The following is a 16,553-nucleotide window of genomic DNA, read 5'->3' as shown; positions in this document are numbered from 1 at the left end:
GGACCACTCGATGGGGGCAGACCAGTACAACATGCCCTGGCCTTCCGACAGATTCACGCGGTAGATTTCCCTCTCGGCCGACAGGTAGAGTGCACCTCTCGGCAATCCCTGTTCGTCAAAGAAGTCGTTCAGGATGATGACACCCCCATCGACAAGAAGGACTTCAAGCGACCCACCACGCACCTTGTAGTCGCGCACTTCATCGCGCGACAAATTCAGTGACAATGCTGCGATCTGAGATGCATCAATTACATCTGAGGAAAATGCGTTCCCCCGAATGACAGAACCACCTTCTTGGATCAGTGCATATTTGACCATAATTCCCTCGCATCTGAATACTGCTCTAAGTCATGCGGGTAAGAACAAGCAGGTTGCGCTCCAAAGCATTGAGCTACATCTAAAGATAGAAGCCGATCCGTATCACGGGATATTCAATGACCGGTTATGATATTGTCGGAACTTCTTCGCTGCTCGTCGTTGCCGTTTCTTATCACTTTGAGAGGTATGACGGACGAGCTTTTCTGTCAATGGTCGATTGAAAGGACTTTCGATAGGTCCAGCGACTCATCGACGGCTGTGAGCGCGACGTGTTGCTGTCGGTCGGTTTAAGGCCAAAGCTGCGGTCGGCGCTCGTACAGGATGATTTCTTCACCAAAAAAAACAGGTCCATGAATTGGAGGCCTTATCTCGGCATGCGTTCTAGGACCTTAGGTAGCGCGCGACGCGTAGTCCCAGTTGCAGGACACCAAGCCCGACCACCGATCCGGAGATGTTTCCACAAAGGTCAACGAGCATCAGATGGAAGCTGGAGCTGGTGATCAGCATGCCGCCCAGTGCATCGGCCAAAGATGCAATAAACCCTACCAGAACTAAGTTTTTCCAGTTGACTAAATAGAAGAAATTCAGCTGCAGGTCCAGGCCCAGCCGATCGGCAAATTCGAAAACAAGGGGGGTACAAACGAGCCCGAACAAAGGCATCACCAGCAGCTGGATGAGCGATTGCGGCTCGTCGAAAAGGCCCCAATGCGTCAGGAACGAGATCGGCGCGAGGTACGAGATTGAGGTCAAGCCAAAGAACCAGGCTAGGACCACTCTTAGACCGTGCGCCAGATCGAGAACCCCGTCGATACCAGGGGAGCCTACGGAAACAACATTCTGACTCAGGCCGCTGCTGAGTTTAAATGCGCAGTAGTACAACAACGTCTGGGTGATCACCCTGAGCGCATTTCCCATCCGTTCCTCCCGCTGGTCAGATAGTCTCATAATGAGAATCTGTACCCAATGTTCCCTATCTGATCTAGGGCGGAGTGCGTAGAGAGCGCCGCGCGCTTCGGATAACGAGCGAAATGGTCACACGGATAAAGAGCTATTGTGTATCGGTTTTGTATGTGTAGCGATAATTGTATGCATAGCCATAGCCATAGCCATAGCCATAGCCATAGCCATAGCCATAGGGCCCACGAGCGCGTTTAGGATCAAACCCATTGAGGATCGCGCCTGAAATCTTTGTTCCTGACGCTGAGAGTATTTTCAGAGTTGCTTGCACCTCACCTGGATGCGTCAAGCCTGCCCGCGCAATAAAGATAGTTGCACCGACAGCTCGGCTGATGATCACGGCATCCGTTACCGCCATCACCGGAGGTGAGTCCACGATGATCAGATCAAACTCCTCGTCGAGCCTATTGATGATCTGGCCAAGATCTTCCCGCATGAGCAGTTCGGCAGGGTTGGGTGGAAACCGCCCACTGGTCAAGACCGTCAGGTTTTCAAGAGGGAGGTCGACAAGTGCGTCGTCAAGGTGGGTTTCCCCAGAGATGACCTGAGCCAGACCTGGGTGTGATCGATCGACCCCGAAGTATTTCCTTAACGTACCGCGACGCAAGTCCCCATCGACAAGACACACTCGTTGTCCGGACTGAGCCGCAACGGCTGCAAAGTTGGCGCTTATGAACGACTTGCCTGCATCAGGTGCCGCACTGGTAAAGAGGACGGACCTTGTTTCGCTGTCGATCAAACCAAAATGCAGGCTCGTTCTCAGTGATCGCAGGCCTTCGACAAAGGGGTCTTGCGAGTTCTCTGTCGCTATGAGCGGGAGCCGCCTCTGACCCGGCTTTACATTCTCTGCTACAAGGTTCCGGTTTAACGAGGCGAACACCGGGAGCCCGAGGTCTTCGAGTTCTTCGCTGCCTTCTATCCTTTTTCGAAGTACGTTTCGAAGGAGGACCACGCCCGCGCCAGCGATCAGTCCAATCGCTGTTCCAAGAACCAATATCCTGTTTTGTCGCGGTGAAATCGGAACGCTTGATGCAATCGCATTATCAACGATCCTAACGTTTCCAATGTTACTCGCTTTTAGAACCTCCAGTTCCTGGGCCCGGTTCCTCAATAGGAAGAATACTTCCTGAGCCTCTTCCAGGTCTCTGCTCAATGTGAGGAAGTCCTGCTGTGTTGACGGAAGTTTGCTAACTTCGTCCCGAAGTGAAGTAAGTCGTTCCCGAACGCTTTCTCGATTTGCGATCAACCGTTGGTATTCTGGATGGTTTACCGTAAACCGTTCACTAAGCTCTCGTTCTTGAAACTGGATGTCCAGAAGATCGGCTTCGAGGCTGCGGATCTGTGATAGCAAAGCCTCTCCCTCCGCACCCAAGTCAATTGCTTCGTTTGATTGCTGAAATTCGTTCAAAGCGCGCTCTGCTTCCTGGACGGCCACCCGTGCAGATGGAATCTGACTGTTCAAGAATTCAAGACCACTTTCCGCTTCGGCCGCGCTACGGTTAGCGTTTTGCGCAAGATAAGATTGCGCAATCGCATCAAGATTTCGACGAGCCTTGTCAGGAGACTCCGCGGTAAAGACGAGACGCAATATCCCGGTCGATCTGCCCTGCTCCGTCACTTGCAGTGAATTCCGAATCCGAGCCACAGCATCCGTTTGCCTCAACTGACGCACGACAAACTCGCGTCCAACTCCTGCAGTCAATTCCCGCACCTGAATCGCAAAGCCAACATCAGAACGTTCGAGGATTCCACCTACTTCGCCATTCATGGTTTCCCCATCCGGGAAGAGAACTTCGAAAAGCTCGTCACCCTTGGCCCGAATCGTGATTTCACTCCCTATCCAATTTTCTGGTACATTCAAGAAATCGAGAAGCAGATTCTCCCCGGATCGCACGTAGGTCGAAAACCATGGCCAGTCAGGCAGTATGTTNCCAACTGACCAAAAATCGGCGCTTTCGTCGGTTCCACGGACCAATCCAAGTTCAATCGCGACACTGCCAATCCAACGACCATACGGGACTTGAGTATCTCTATCTCGGTCGCCGCTAGCGGGCTATCCGCCAGTAGCTTGGTGAGTTCGGAACCGAGAGCGAGTGAATTACTTTTCTCCTCCAATTGCAGCAAACTATTTGCTTGATAGATCGGAGGCGTACTCAGAACCACAAGCATCCCTGTCAAGGCGCCGATTATCGCAAACGCTATAATCGTCAACCTTGATCGCCAAAGTATAAAAAATAGACCAACCAGGTCTATCTCATCGTCCCGAACAGGCGACACTGCCTTTAGCTCTATTTGATCGACGTTTTCTTTCAAAGCATTCTCGTTAGCCGCTCGGACCAAGCTGACGTTGCCAATTTGAGTTTCTCAAACACATGCTCGTGAACCAGCCGGCTGGCTCCATAGGGATCCTGGATGTTCTGACCAGTGGTCCAATGGCTCAAGAGCATCACTTTGCCCGAAAGCGGACTCGCCATCCGTTCGATCTCTCTCCGGTGCCATTTTTCAAGCACCAGTATAAGGTCCTGACTATCCGCAAGTTGCGGGGTGAATTGGCGCGCAGAATGTGGACTGACCCTGATGCCATGGCCCTCCGCCACCAGTTTCGCAGTTGGATCAACATCTTCGCCTACAACAGCGGACAATCCCGCCGAAGATACCTCTAATGCAGGCAGTTGGTACATAAGGAGATCAGCCGCGATCGGCGACCTGCAAATATTGCCAACGCAAACAATTAATACCTTGTGCATTCTTATCGATCCGCGCTCAGATCCACGCCAGCCTGGGCGATTCCAATGGACGGAAGCAGTTTCGTAATAGTATCGTTCCAACGCTGGAGAGGAGATCGGGTCACATAGACGATGTCTCCTTTAAGTAACGAGAAATTGGCCCCTATCACAAAGGAAGCAGATGTTCTTACGTCAAGCTGAAATACGTCGATCCCGTTCATCGTTTGCCGGAACACGAATACGCCACGTGCATCGGCACGAATTTCGTTGAGTCCACCTTGGCTAGCGATCGCTTCTGTCAGGCTTAGATCTTCACCATCAAGATCAATCGTGGCGGGACGGACTACCTCTCCCAGTATGAATACCTCTTCCGGCTGATTCGGAGGTACAAAGACCACGTCGCCAGAGATCAGGATTGGGTTACTTGACTGGTCGCCTTCCGTTAAGAACTGTTCGAAATTTACATTGTAGGAAATCCCGTTCCGCTGAACCTTTATGTTGCTTGGGTCTGCAGTATCTTTCAGACCTTGAGAATTGTTGATTGCATCGATAAGACGCAAAGGGACGGTGGTCAAAGCTTGTCGTCGAGGCGCCATAACCTCGCCGGAGGTATTTATTGCCTGGGAGTTGAAGCCTGCAACACTGACCTCGATCTGAGGATTCGCGAGAAAATTGGAGAGGCGCTCCATTAACTCCAATCGTATTTCATCCACCCGTCTACCAGACGCTTGAACTTGACCCACGAAGGGATAGAAAAAGGACCCATCTGATTGGACTCGAAATCCACTTTCGGCAGAGTCGCGATCTGTTCCCGGTGGCATAGTGAGCTCTGGATGATTGAAGACAATAATGCGCAATATGTCCCCATTACCGACCCGATAGTCCCAGTCTAACAAGTTTGGCAAAGTTGTAGTTTCTTCAACCTGGTTTGAAGTGTGAAACTCTAAGATATTTGCGTTATTCAAGCGGATTACTCTCAAGTACTCAGGTAATTCGGCTTGTGCGACATCATCGATTGGAAATGAGCTAGCGCCATCCGTACATCCCGAGACAACAAGAGATGCACCCAGTAAGACTGCATGTGCCAATTTTGATACAATATTCTGATGTGGCATTACAGCGATACCTCTTTTCTCCACGGTGAGTTTCTCTGCTTAGAAATCTTCGTTCAAGAAAAGGACATTGAACGGCGTGTCAAGAGAATCCCATAACAATCACACATCAAGATTTAGTTCAGGAATTCGCTCGATTTTTGCAATTCCACTTACACGACCGAAACGACGGGATAGCTTCATGAATGCGATATAGCTGGTGAAAAATAAAACAATTAGAACCAAGAATGAACACAAAGCTGCCAATGGTTTGTTCCAGAATAGAACGCCGGTCGCGACAGGAAGAACGATAAATGGCGCGAGAATGACCGTCGTAAGTGGATTCGATAGTTCACGCCGATTTCTGCCGAGTACAAAGATTTCGAGGCTTCGCATAACGAGTTGATGGACGTGCAAACGATCGGGCCGCATAGCTGACTTTTCGAGAGTGGTGCGCCTCCATATTGCCAATAAAGTATCGGCGATGGGCCAAAAAACAATTAATAGCAAAGCCCAGGGCGAGACGTCGTCCGACTGCGTAAGAGTGACAATTAGCATCCAACTCAGAATAAATCCAATAGAGTATGCTCCTGCATCACCCAGAAATAGCCAACTTTTAGGGAAATTGAATATCAGAAAACCTAAAATCGATGAACCCAATATCAGACAAAAGTGAGAAACAATCAGAACGTCGGCTTTCTGAGAAATCGAATAGAGACCCGATATCGACGCCAAGGCTACAATCCCAGCCATACCGTTGACGCCATCGACCAAGTTGAAGGCATGAGTTAGACCAGTTACCGCGAAAAGGGTAATTGGAATCCCGATCACAGCATAAGGAACGATCTCGTCCAACAAAGGTACATCAGTTCTAGTAATCCAAATATCAAAGATCATGATCGCCACGGCGGACGCCAAAATAACAGAAGACAGCCGCAAGACCGGCGATATTTCATAGCGTCGATCCTCGAGAAGACCTACAAAGAAGAGACTTGAGCAGGCGATGACAAGCCCTTCACTTAATGACTCACCTTCGGGTACAATGAAGATCGAGTAGGCGAACAGGCTTGCGAAAATGGCGATCCCACCAAGACGTGGCGTAGGTCGTGTGTGGCTGGATTGAACTGCAACGAACTGTTCTGAACCGCCCGCAAGTCCAAAAAATGAAGCGGCCGCGACGACCGAAAAACATATTATCGCGGACAGACCGAATACAAAAATCACGTCCATAATCATTTTCACACCAGATAAGATATGCTGGCTCCTTTCTTCTTGAATGGCTCAGTATTTTTGTAGGTTCCATTGGTTTTCTGATTAAATCGAAAGATTCTTTAAGTGTCCGGTTGGTTGAATTGTTCTTTTTGATATCTGTTCCGTGCTGAATGATCACTTGGACCCTCGCCGTTCCACCCTGTTCACGGCACGCGTTATCCTGCGGGATGATCGGGAGGGGTAATCCTCCCGTGGTTAAGGGGATGCGAAGGTTGGTTTTTCTCGGCAAGATGGATGACGAGATTCCGATGAAGATGAGCCGTTTCACCGAAGCTCAGATCATGGGCGTGTTGCGCCAGGCCGAGGGTGGGATGCCCGTGGCTGGGCTGTGCAGGGAGCAGGGGATCAGCAGCGAGACGTTCTACATCTATGGACGGCTCTCCTCATGCGAGCGTTTCGAGGTCGTTTCCGATCGATGACGGGTCCTGACATCTATCCGGCGTCACCGGTTGATTTCGGCGCGCCCAAATGGGTAATCCGCGAAGCATGGCCCTCAACAAATGGTCGGCCTCGTGGGCTATAAAAGCCAGGGTCTCCATGCACCGGATCCGTCCGGTCGGGTCATTTCCTCTCTTGCCTGCACCTTGAACCGTTCCGCGTCAGACTGCAGGACGGTATTCCTCATTCTTGGCCAGCAACGCCCAGATGATACGCACGTTCTTGTTAGCGACGGCAACGATGGCCCGGTTCGTGCCTCGGCGCTCCCTGAGCTCGTTCACCCACTGGCTAAACGGATCCGTCTTCCCGGCAGCGGTTCTCACGACTGCGTGTTTCGCGTGAAGGCGGGCACCGATTTCATCTGATCGTGGGCAGAGATTTCATGGGAAGCTGGGCACTGATTTCACGCGAACGCGGGCACTGATTTCGCGGGATCGTGGGCAGACCTGGTCGACGTACTGAGGATACTGCCTCTCTTATTCACAGGGAGGGGCTGAATGCCGACAGGACGTCTAAACATGCGCCGGATACGAGATGTATTGAGATTGAATTTTGCCCAAGGGCTGAGTGAGCGGGCGATCGCCACGTCACTTGGACTTGGGAAAGGAAGCGTTGGAACCTATGTGCGGCGCGCTCGGGAAGCAGGCTTGGGTTGGCCGCTGCCTGAGGGCCTGGATGATGACGGTCTGGAGCTGCTTTTGTTTCCAGCATCACCTACGGTCCCGGATCCGAACCGTCCCGTTCCCGATTGGTCGATGATCGACAAGGAACTGCGCAAGCGCGGGGTCACCCGCATGCTGCTTTGGCAGGAATACCGAGAACAGCATCCTGGCGGCTTCGGTTACACGTGGTTTTGCACACATTTTGACGCCTGGAAGGGACGCGTCCGCCCCAGCATGCGTCAGACACATGTAGGTGGTGAGAAAGTCTTCGTGGACTTCTCGGGGGATACGATAGAGATCGTTGATCCTGACACTGGCGAGGTCCGTACCGCCAAGCTGTTTGTCGCGGCCATGGGGGCATCAAGTTACACTTATGCCGAAGCCGTTGCCTCCGAAGGGCTGGAAGACTGGATCGGCGTACACACCCGTATGTTCAGCTATCTTGGTGGTGTGCCGAAGGTGGTGGTCCCGGACAACCTGAAGTCAGCTGTGATCAAGCCCGATCGTCATGATCCAGGTCTTAATCGAACCTATGCTGAGATGGCTGAGCACTACGGCACGGCGATCCTACCGGCGCGGCCCTACAAGCCAAAAGACAAAGCAAAAGCTGAAGTGGCGGTTCAGGTGTCACAACGTTGGATTGTCGCGCGGCTGCGGAACCGGCGGTTCTTCTCACTGGCCGAGTTGAACGCGGCAATCCGGCCCTTGCTGGATGACCTGAACACGCGGGTCATGCGCGACTACGGGGCCAGCCGTGCCGATCTGTTTGCCACGTTGGATCGTCCGAACCTGATGCCCCTCCCAGCGAGCCCATATATCTTCGCCCGCTGGAAACGGGCGCGTGTCGCGCCAGACTATCACATAGAGGCGGATGGCTGCTGGTACTCAGTCCCCTTCGGTCTGATCCGGCAACTCGTCGATCTGAGGCTGACCCAGACGACTTTAGAGGTCTTCCATCGCGGCAAGCGTGTGGCCAGCCATGCCCGCAATCCCGGACGGCGCAGCCATATCACAGTGCCAGATCACATGCCGTCTTCTTACCGGCGTTATGCGGAATGGACACCTGCGCGCATCTTGGCCAGCGCTGAGAAACTGGGACCATCCGTTGCCGCGTTCTGCCAGATTGTCATGGAGAACCGCCCGCACCCGGAACAGGGGTTCCGGACCTGCCTCGGCGTGTTGTCATTGGCCAAAAGCTATGAGCCGGCACGCCTTGATGCCGCCTGTCAGCGTGGTGTCGCCATCAAGGCGCGCTCCGTGGCGTCTATTCGATCCATTCTGCAGACCGGCCTCGATCAGGCCTTTCTGGAGCCCGAAGCTGAAGAGCATCCCCTGCAGCATCCCAACATCCGGGGCCAGAATTACTACCACTAAGAAAAGGAAACATCCCTTGCTGACACATCCCACATCTGAACGGCTTGAGGCTCTAGGCTTCATCGGCATGGCCAAGGCGCTGGACGAACAGCGTCGCGCCAGTGACATGTTCGAAAATTTGAGCTTCGAAGAGCGCCTCGGTTTGCTCGTGGATCGCGAGGCAGCCGAGCGTGATGCCAAGAAGTTGGTGACACGACTGAGGTTCGCTTCTCTCCGCCAGTCTGCCTGCGTCGAAGACCTCGACATGCGCAGTCCGCGTGGCATCGATAAATCGGTCATGGCGCATCTCATCGACGGTGGCTGGATCGATCGGCATGAGAATTTGCTGATCACAGGCCCCACTGGCCTGGGTAAGAGTTGGATTGCCTGTGCGCTCGGTCATAAAGCCTGCCGTGACGATCGCCGGGTCATGTATCACCGCGTCCCGCGGCTCTTTCATGCGCTGGTTATCGCCCGAGGTGATGGCCGCCACGCCCGCGTCCTGAAATCCATCGAACGCACCGATCTCCTGATCCTGGACGACTGGGGCCTGTCGGTGCTTAACGCCACTGAACGCCGTGATCTCCTCGAAATTCTAGAAGACCGACAGGGCCGCGGATCAACAATCGTAACAAGTCAGTTGCCGGTCGACCAGTGGCATGAGGCCATCGGCGACCCGACCTTGGCCGACGCCATTCTCGACCGCCTGGTTCACAATGCACACCGTCTCACACTGACCGGAGACAGCATGCGAAGAAAACTCGGCGCTCCGAAACCGCTTGACCAAAACGGTCAGGACTGACCCTATGAAACTTGTCGACCAGTCTGCCCACGATCGTGAAATGGCTGCCCACGATGACGTGAAACGCGTGCCCGAGATCGCGTGAAATCACCGCCCAAGTTCCGCGAAATGCGCACTCACGACAGCTCGCGCACCGCGGACCAGCAGGATCCGAAGATGCTGGCCCCCACGCTTGCTGATCCCCATCAGGATTGTCCGGTCGCCGCTGGAATGCTGGCGCGGGACAAGCCCCAACCAGGCAGCCATGTGGCGACCGTTGTCGAAGTCGCGACCATCTCCGATGGCAGCAACGACGGCTGTGGCAGTCTTCGGCCCCATGCCCCGTATCTACCCGACCCGCCGACAGGCCTCGCTCTCTCGGTAAACCTGGCCTATACGTCTGTCGAACTCTCGGACCCGCCTGTCGTTCTCAGCCATCAATTCCAGAAGGGATGACAGGGTCTCGCGGCGAAGATTCGTGAGCTCATTACGTTCGTCTTGGATGATCCGGGGGATCATGGCGCGAGCCCGTGTGATCGACTGGCCGAAGGCGATCCCACGATCGAGCAGAATCCCACGCAACTGACTGACCAATGCGGTTCGGTGATTGACCATGCGGCGCCGCGCCCGAAGCGAGGTCTGCACATCCTGTTGTGCAACGCTCTTCTTTGGCACGAAGCGCATGCGGGGCTGGGTGACATTCCTCGGTGAATGAATTGTAGGAACTTCGAGCTTGCCTTGATCCGCGCGAGATCAACTTCGGCTTCGCTCTTGTGCTTTGTTATCATCGTTTTTTGATCGACATTGGTGATGGAAAACTCGACTAGTCGATCAAACCACTCATTTGGCACATCGCCGAAATGCCGATCTATCATCTCGATGCACTCACTGAGCTGAGCCAGTCTGTCTCGGGTGCTCTTGGCGTCGTTATGCACGATGGCAGATGAAAATATCTCGTCGATGAATTTGAACTTGAAGCCGGCTTTCGCCATCCGGATCCAGTATTCGTAGTCAAGCTGTAGGACAAACTCGTCTGCTAGTCCGCCAATCTCGTCAAAGACGTGCTTCCGGAAAAAGAGGCTTGGTTGGAGAATGCCAAGAGATTTCCAGAAATCCCAGTGTGTAACGATATCGCGATTGATCCAGGCTTCGCGAATCTTCTCTCCTTCTGAGTTCAGTCTCCATCCGCGACCATATATGATGTCTACATCCTTGTGTTTCGAGAAGGCATCGGACACCTTCTGGAAGACATTCTCATCAAAGTAACAGTCATCCGTATTGATCCAGGCGAAAATATCGCCGTTGCAGGCCTTTAATCCCTTGTTGATCGCATCAGCCTGCCCCTTGTCAGCCTCGATAATTGATCGAAGATGTTTATGATCTTCTTCCGCTTTCCGTATTATTTCTTGGCTTCCATCGCTCGATAAGCCATCTACAATGATATGTTCTTTATTATTGTATTTTTGCTTTGCGACGGAATCAATCGTTCGTTCAATGAATCTGACTTGATTATAGCTGGGAGAAACAATCGAAATTCTCATGGTGCACTTTCAAAAATTCGCGCTTTCAGAGGAATCCTGCGAGCTTTCCGATCGCGGTGTGGCTGGCGCGGATGACGCTGTCGAGGGTGTTCGATCCGTTGTGGGTGCCGAAGATGCAGCGCTCCATATCGCGGAGCGGGCTGTCCTCGGGCAGGGGCTCCACCTCGAAGACGTCGAGCGCGGCGGAATGCACGTGACCCGATTGCAGCGCCGCCACCAGCGCCGCCTCGTCGATCAGGGGGCCGCGCGCCACGTTCACGATCCGGACGCCGGGCTTGCAACGTGTCAGCGCTTCGGCGTCGAGCATGTGGAAATTGTGACTGTTGAGCGCACAAGTGAAGACGATGAAGTCAAGTTCTTCGACCCGTTCGGGCCATGCCGCGCGTTCGAGAAGTCCGGGGAAACCTGCATCGCCATCGACGCCCGGATCATAGGCAACGACTTCGAGGCCCATTGCCACCATGCGCCGCACAGTCTGTCGGCCGATGTCTCCAAGCCCGACGACTCCCACAGTCCGCCCCGACAGAGAAATACCGGCCGGCTTCGGCCAGTTTCCGGCCCGGACGCCGCGGTCAATAGAGAACAGTTCCCTTGCCAGACCAATCACGAAACCCGTCGCAACGTCAGCCACCTCGGCGCCGAACATCCTTGGCGTGTTGTCGATCGGAATACCCAAGTCATGGCAGGCGTCGAAATCAACATTGTCGACGCCAATCCCCCACTTTACCGCGGCTTTCAGCCTGCCAGCTTGTCCGGCCTCGAAGACCCGACGGGTCGCGGGATCGTCCCCGATGATCCAGCCGTCATAGTTTGGCAAAAGCGCGCAAAGTTCGTCCTCGGAAAGAATCTGAGTTACGTTCGCCCGGTGAAGCGTCAGGCCGAGCTCCGCCGCGAAATCTGTGAACAAATCAAACTGACCCAGCATGGGCGGGCAGGTCACGACAATGTCTTTCAAGGGATATTACTCCGCCGCTAGTTGTTGCATTTGCAAGTTGGCCAGCGCAGAGGCCAGCATCCAATCCTCGGGAGTGTCGATGTCCGCTGCTTCCATCTTGTTCATCTCGAACAAGATGGGATTGCGACCGATCCTTGCATTCGTAGCCGCAAAGCTCTCGCGGCTGAAAATATAGAGGTTCGAATTCTCCTCAAACCAGGGCTCGAGATCCTGTGTTTGAATTAGATTATCAGGATCATGATTCACCGCAGATCCATCCTCTCGATAGAAGCGTGTCTGAATTCGGTTCACGGCAAAAAGTGAATCCGCCGTTCCAGATGCAACTCCATCCCTATAAGCGCGTAGCGCGTTCTGGATTGTCGCAGACTTCAAGAGTGGATTCGTGGTGTGGGTCATCAGATACGTCTTGGCTTCCACCGCCGCGATATCATCCGCCAATATCACATTCATCGAAACCGTATCACCACACAATTCGGGTTTTCGATCGCGAATGCGAATGCGTCCACCCTCGACGAGGCCATTGTCGGCCAATATGTGACGGGCATCTGTGTTGATGACCACTTCGTCGATGTCAGGAGTCTGGAGAAGAGAGTCGAGAACCCACCTGAACAACGGGCGTCCTTGGAAATCCCGAAAGTTCTTACCCTTGATACGTTGGCTGTTGGCCTTCATGGGTAGTAGGGCGACGCAACGGTTTGAGCCATTCATCTTGATCAGCCTTTCGTGGAATATCTGGATAGAAGAAGCGCCCCTTTGCCTCTCGAGACAGAGTCCGATGCGCACGGTTGCCATGGTACGAACCAAGATACTGATTGACTCGATATCGCAGCATGTCGGCTCGGGTTGTCGAAACGACACTGTTTCGTGAGGCCGAACGCCAATCTGCGAAGGTGCTGGATACGATGCAGCGCGCTACATCGATCCATGAAAGTTGGATCTCCGGCATGATTACGCTCAATGCCAGTGCTTCACGCTCGAACCTTCGGCGAACCTGACGCCAGCTTTCAGAATGGTGATGAAAAACAGGTGCTTCGGCGACGTAGGCGATCTTATGGCCATCGACAAAAAGCCTCTTGGCCAAATCTATATCTTCGAGTCCGGTAAGCTCCTCGTCGAATGGATTGGAGTTCCAGACCGATGTCAAAATTGCTGAGTTCGCATTATTGCAAAAAAAGCCATCTTGGGGAATTTTGCTGCATTCCGGGAAGTACTTTGCGAAGATCCGACGTTCGCTATAGTTATTGCTGTCATCGCCAAGTTGACGACCATAGGTGTAGCTTGCGTCCCCCGCGATCAACGGTGCACATAACCTTGATAGCCAGTCCTTCCGAACCGGTACGCAATGACCAGAAACCATTACGATGATATCGCTTTCGGCACTGGCGCATCCGCGATTCAAAGACCGGCCAAATGTGAACTCCGAGCGGATGATTTCGACAATTCGGGCATTGTATGATTGAGCAATTTGCAAAGTTCCGTCGGTCGATCCGGAATCCACGACGATCGTTTCGATATCCCAACTTGGAGTTTGCTGCTGGGAGATCATGCTCAACAGATCTCCAAGATGAACTGCTTCGTTCAAAGTTCTGATAACGACGCTTATGCGCATGGCCGGCTCCAGGAATAAAACTCGTTGCGGCTTCCAAAATAGTGCGATGGACATTTCATTCGCGGCCCAGCAAAAGGCCAAGCGAAACGAGAGTTGCGGCGCAATAGACCAGAGCTCGAGAACACTTGCGTTTCTCGATTATTGCGTTCAGTCGGCTTCATCAGCCTTGCTCATCCGTAGGGTGAGCATGCGTCTCTTGTGCACTTCGTGCAGGAGCAAGCCGAGAGAGGCCCAAGCGGATTTTTCGCAAAGGCGCCGTGATCCTCCACGACGTGGACTGGTGCAATGCGGCGATTTCGTCCCGGAGCGCGTCCTGTTGGTGCCGTAATTGGTTCTTGTCGCGTGTGGCCATGTCAAGATCGGCTGTTGCGTGCTCAAGCTCATCCGCAAGAAACCAATTTTTCTCCACGAGAGCCGTCTTTTCCGCGAAAAGCTCGTCGCGTTCCTGTGCGATCTCTGCGATACGATTTTTCAGTTCATTTGCAGATTGCCGGTGTTGTTTCTTTAGATCGGACACCTCGTTGTCCAGTTCAGCTACGCGACCTTTCAGGATGTTGCGTTGTTCGGATAGTTCGCCGATCTCCGCTGCTTGGCTCGCTAACTCCTTCTCGAGGCGTTGTCGTGCACCTTCCGCTTTCTCAAAATCTCCCAATAAGAAATTCATACTCTCGCGCAGGAGTCGGGCCTCCTCTGCAAGGGCCGTCTTTTCTTCAACGAGAGCGTGGTTCTCTTTGGCAGTTTCGTCGTTCTGAGCGGCCAGTTCTTCTTTTTCCGTCTGAACGAGGTATGTTTCGTTCCTGGCCTCGTCAGCCTCGATCAGTGATCGCTGCACGACATCGAGCAGTCGCGTAACGTCGTCCGAGACATTCGCCGCATGCGAGAGCGATTCATCGGCAAGATCGAACGGTTCGATTTTCGACAATGAAGGGTTGGCGATCATAGCGCGTAGCTCTGCCGCAAGAGCCATGGCCTCAGTATTCTTGAGTAGAAGCCATTCCGCGATGATTTGCGCGCCCGGATCGATGGAGATCGTTCCAGATACCTTGCCCATGATGGACGACAAGGTCTGCAAATCACCTGGCCGCGACAATTTGAAACGAGCCAGAACCTGGTCGGAAACAGAAGACGGGTCAGCTATCAGCAGATCGATGTCCAAGACGCAAATTCGGCGACGATAAGGCCGGGTGGCGAAGACCAGCCTTCTGATATCATCGAGCCACTGATTGAAAGCCTGCTTCGTATTCTCGCTGGACAAGATCGCCATCGAAAGCGATCTTGCGGGGCAGGTGACTGCCAAGATTACCGTTTCATCATGAGATTCCATAAAGCAGTGCTCAATGCCGGGGCACAGCATGAACCCGGACCAAGAAATCTGGCCTTCTGAATCAATCTCCGCGGGTATCGGGAATTGAGGAACAGCGATTCTGATCCGATTTTTGCGTCGATCCGCTAATTGATATAAAGATGAGTTTCCGATTTTTTATCTCCTTTATGATTATTTATAGGTCCATGGCGGGGGGGGCTAGGCTCCAGACCCATTGATTTCAGTCCGTTGTCGTGATTCAGGCTCTGCAAGGAGACCTGATCTATGAGCAATCTTTACTGGCTGACCGAGGCGCAAATTGAGCGCCTGAAACCGTTTTTTCCCAAGAGCCATGGCAAGCCCCGGGTTGATGATCGAAGGGTTCCGAGTGGCATAATCTTCATCAATCGCAATGGCTTGCGATGGTGCGATGCGCCTGGGGAGTATGGTCCGGCCAAAACACTCTACAACCGCTGGAAACGCTGGAGTGAAAAGGGCGTCTTCGCCCGGATCATGGCGGGCCTGGCCGCTGAAGGCGCCGAACACAAGACCATCATGATCGACGCGACCTATTTGAAAGCGCACCGCACGGCCTCGAGCCTGCGGGTAAAAAAGGGGGGCGTGCTCGCCAAATCGGGCGCACGAAGGGTGGCATGAACACGAAGTTACATGCGGTCACTGATGCGAAGGGCCGCCCGATCCGGTTCTTCATGTCGGCTGGACAGGTGAGCGATTACACCGGCGCAGCGGCGCTGTTGAGTAGCCCACCGAAGGCGGATTGGCTCTTGGGGGATCGTGGATACGATGCCGACTGGCTGCGAGAAGCTTTGAAAGACAAAGGGATAAAGGTTTGCATCCCCGGTCGAAAGTCCCGCAAGAAAGCCGTGAAATATGACAAGCGGCGGTACAAACGGCGCAACCGGATCGAGATCATGTTCGGCCGCCTCAAGGACTGGCGGCGCGTCGCCACACGATACGACCGATGCCCCGAGACCTTCCTCTCTGCAATAGCTCTCGCAGCGACGATCCTCTTCTGGCTTTGAAACTCAATGAGTCTGGAGCCTAAGTATCTTTGGGCAATAAAGCTGGCGAGTGATAAAATGTGAGATCTTAAGTATTATCGCTCAACTTTGCTATTGCCGCGGGCCTGATGGCGGTTCGTCATGGGACTAAGAGCAAGGGCTCTGTTGCACAAATCCTGTGGGGGATTCATCTCGTGAATCCAGTGCGGTAGCTGGGATACATGAGCAGACCCACATCCCCGACCTAAAGGACCAGGAACTGGCCAGCCTACAATGAAGCGCTCAAGCGCCGGGGCTCGCTGACGATCTGGTTCGACCCCGAGATGAGCTGGGATGCCGCGCCGTCAGGCAGGCGTGGCCGCCAGCAGACCTACAGCGATGCCGCCATTCAGACGTGCCTCTCGATGAAGGTGCTATTCGGCATGGCGCTCAGGCAGACGACCGGCTTCGTCGAGAGCCTGCTGCAGCTTGTTGGCCTCGACTGGACGGTGCCTGACTTCAGCACCCTGTCCCGCCGCCAGAAGA

Annotated in this window: 16 protein-coding genes and 3 pseudogenes; 5 read left to right on the top strand and 14 right to left on the bottom strand. The window is 53.6% G+C overall.

Annotated features, from left to right (window positions below):
* The 7 genes from EP376_RS21735 to EP376_RS21705 all read right to left on the bottom strand — a co-directional run.
* On the bottom strand, positions 1-318 hold a 318-nt coding region (locus EP376_RS21735), incomplete at its 3' end, for a hypothetical protein (protein WP_164745037.1).
* Between the two features lie 381 nt (positions 319-699).
* On the bottom strand, positions 700-1,233 hold the full coding sequence (locus EP376_RS21730) for a hypothetical protein (RefSeq protein ID WP_127657597.1): 534 nt from the start codon (positions 1,231-1,233) through the stop codon (positions 700-702).
* A 133-nt stretch (positions 1,234-1,366) separates the two neighbouring features.
* Positions 1,367-3,250, bottom strand: a complete 1,884-nt coding sequence (locus EP376_RS21725; RefSeq protein ID WP_127657596.1) for a polysaccharide biosynthesis tyrosine autokinase — start codon at positions 3,248-3,250, stop codon at positions 1,367-1,369.
* A complete protein-coding gene (locus tag EP376_RS23685; protein WP_420837139.1) occupies positions 3,133-3,552 on the bottom strand; it encodes a Wzz/FepE/Etk N-terminal domain-containing protein in 420 nt (139 codons plus the stop codon). The genes EP376_RS21725 and EP376_RS23685 overlap by 118 nt, the downstream gene beginning before the upstream one ends.
* A gap of 32 nt (positions 3,553-3,584) precedes the next feature.
* Positions 3,585-4,022, bottom strand: a complete 438-nt coding sequence (locus EP376_RS21715; protein WP_127657595.1) for a low molecular weight protein-tyrosine-phosphatase — start codon at positions 4,020-4,022, stop codon at positions 3,585-3,587.
* A 2-nt stretch (positions 4,023-4,024) separates the two neighbouring features.
* Positions 4,025-5,116: a polysaccharide biosynthesis/export family protein gene (locus EP376_RS21710; protein WP_127657594.1), complete on the bottom strand. Its 1,092-nt coding sequence runs from the start codon at positions 5,114-5,116 to the stop codon at positions 4,025-4,027.
* A 99-nt stretch (positions 5,117-5,215) separates the two neighbouring features.
* Positions 5,216-6,328: an MraY family glycosyltransferase gene (locus EP376_RS21705; protein WP_127657593.1), complete on the bottom strand. Its 1,113-nt coding sequence runs from the start codon at positions 6,326-6,328 to the stop codon at positions 5,216-5,218.
* 284 nt (positions 6,329-6,612) lie between these two features.
* Between EP376_RS21705 and EP376_RS21700 the strand changes: the two are divergent.
* Positions 6,613-6,729 (top strand): annotated as a pseudogene (locus EP376_RS21700) (transposase); the annotation flags it as partial.
* Between the two features lie 234 nt (positions 6,730-6,963).
* On the opposite strand, the pseudogene EP376_RS23440 reads toward EP376_RS21700, so the two are convergent.
* Positions 6,964-7,113, bottom strand: a pseudogene (locus EP376_RS23440) (IS110 family transposase); the annotation flags it as partial.
* Between the two features lie 186 nt (positions 7,114-7,299).
* Between EP376_RS23440 and istA the strand changes: the two are divergent.
* Both istA and istB read left to right on the top strand, forming a co-directional pair.
* The gene (istA, locus tag EP376_RS21690; protein ID WP_127657592.1) at positions 7,300-8,838 is read left to right on the top strand and encodes an IS21 family transposase; all 1,539 of its coding nucleotides are present in this window, start codon (positions 7,300-7,302) and stop codon (positions 8,836-8,838) included.
* Positions 8,839-8,854: 16 nt separating this feature from the next.
* A complete protein-coding gene (istB, locus tag EP376_RS21685; RefSeq protein ID WP_164745034.1) occupies positions 8,855-9,619 on the top strand; it encodes an IS21-like element helper ATPase IstB in 765 nt (254 codons plus the stop codon).
* A gap of 87 nt (positions 9,620-9,706) precedes the next feature.
* Here the strand turns inward: istB and EP376_RS23680 are convergent, their stop codons facing one another.
* The 6 genes from EP376_RS23680 to EP376_RS21655 form a co-directional block, all read right to left on the bottom strand.
* On the bottom strand, positions 9,707-9,937 hold the full coding sequence (locus EP376_RS23680) for a transposase (RefSeq protein WP_127657591.1): 231 nt from the start codon (positions 9,935-9,937) through the stop codon (positions 9,707-9,709).
* Positions 9,938-10,113: 176 nt separating this feature from the next.
* On the bottom strand, positions 10,114-11,139 hold the full coding sequence (locus EP376_RS21675) for a glycosyltransferase family 2 protein (protein ID WP_127657590.1): 1,026 nt from the start codon (positions 11,137-11,139) through the stop codon (positions 10,114-10,116).
* A gap of 25 nt (positions 11,140-11,164) precedes the next feature.
* Positions 11,165-12,094, bottom strand: coding sequence for a phosphoglycerate dehydrogenase (locus EP376_RS21670; RefSeq protein WP_238928964.1), 930 nt, complete (start codon positions 12,092-12,094; stop codon positions 11,165-11,167).
* Positions 12,095-12,100: 6 nt separating this feature from the next.
* On the bottom strand, positions 12,101-12,766 hold the full coding sequence (locus EP376_RS21665; protein ID WP_127657589.1) for an acylneuraminate cytidylyltransferase family protein: 666 nt from the start codon (positions 12,764-12,766) through the stop codon (positions 12,101-12,103).
* Positions 12,735-13,703 carry a glycosyltransferase family 2 protein gene (locus EP376_RS21660; protein ID WP_127657588.1) on the bottom strand — a complete coding sequence of 323 codons (969 nt, stop codon included), beginning with the start codon at positions 13,701-13,703 and terminating at the stop codon, positions 12,735-12,737. Before EP376_RS21660 ends, EP376_RS21665 begins: the two co-directional genes overlap by 32 nt.
* A 160-nt stretch (positions 13,704-13,863) precedes the next feature.
* Positions 13,864-14,967: a hypothetical protein gene (locus tag EP376_RS21655; protein WP_127657587.1), complete on the bottom strand. Its 1,104-nt coding sequence runs from the start codon at positions 14,965-14,967 to the stop codon at positions 13,864-13,866.
* A gap of 324 nt (positions 14,968-15,291) precedes the next feature.
* On the opposite strand from EP376_RS21655, the gene EP376_RS21650 reads away from it, so the two are divergent.
* Together EP376_RS21650 and EP376_RS21645 are read left to right on the top strand one after the other, a co-directional pair.
* Positions 15,292-16,049 (top strand): IS5 family transposase gene (locus tag EP376_RS21650; RefSeq protein WP_127657586.1). Its coding sequence is split into 2 segments (ribosomal slippage): positions 15,292-15,613 and positions 15,613-16,049, totalling 759 coding nucleotides; the frame shifts between segments, so codons are not numbered across the junction.
* Between the two features lie 200 nt (positions 16,050-16,249).
* A pseudogene (locus EP376_RS21645) lies at positions 16,250-16,553 on the top strand (transposase); the annotation flags it as partial.

Source organism: Alexandriicola marinus (assembly GCF_004000435.1).
Classification (GTDB): Bacteria; Pseudomonadota; Alphaproteobacteria; order Rhodobacterales; family Rhodobacteraceae; genus Alexandriicola; species Alexandriicola marinus.
This window is presented reverse-complemented; position numbering and strand designations above follow the sequence as displayed.

Bases quoted from the DNA above. Each gene is read 5' to 3' on its own strand.
- EP376_RS21655 (WP_127657587.1), bottom strand. From the start codon at position 14,967: ATGGCGATCTTGTCCAGCGAGAATACGAAGCAGGCTTTCAATCAGTGG.
- EP376_RS21710 (WP_127657594.1), bottom strand. From the start codon at position 5,116: ATGCCACATCAGAATATTGTATCAAAATTGGCACATGCAGTCTTACTG.
- EP376_RS21665 (WP_127657589.1), bottom strand. From the start codon at position 12,766: ATGAAGGCCAACAGCCAACGTATCAAGGGTAAGAACTTTCGGGATTTC.
- EP376_RS23680 (WP_127657591.1), bottom strand. From the start codon at position 9,937: ATGGGGCCGAAGACTGCCACAGCCGTCGTTGCTGCCATCGGAGATGGT.
- EP376_RS21675 (WP_127657590.1), bottom strand. From the start codon at position 11,139: ATGAGAATTTCGATTGTTTCTCCCAGCTATAATCAAGTCAGATTCATT.
- EP376_RS21715 (WP_127657595.1), bottom strand. From the start codon at position 4,022: ATGCACAAGGTATTAATTGTTTGCGTTGGCAATATTTGCAGGTCGCCG.
- EP376_RS21705 (WP_127657593.1), bottom strand. From the start codon at position 6,328: ATGATTATGGACGTGATTTTTGTATTCGGTCTGTCCGCGATAATATGT.
- EP376_RS21730 (WP_127657597.1), bottom strand. From the start codon at position 1,233: ATGGGAAATGCGCTCAGGGTGATCACCCAGACGTTGTTGTACTACTGC.
- EP376_RS21660 (WP_127657588.1), bottom strand. From the start codon at position 13,703: ATGCGCATAAGCGTCGTTATCAGAACTTTGAACGAAGCAGTTCATCTT.
- istA (WP_127657592.1), top strand. From the start codon at position 7,300: ATGCCGACAGGACGTCTAAACATGCGCCGGATACGAGATGTATTGAGA.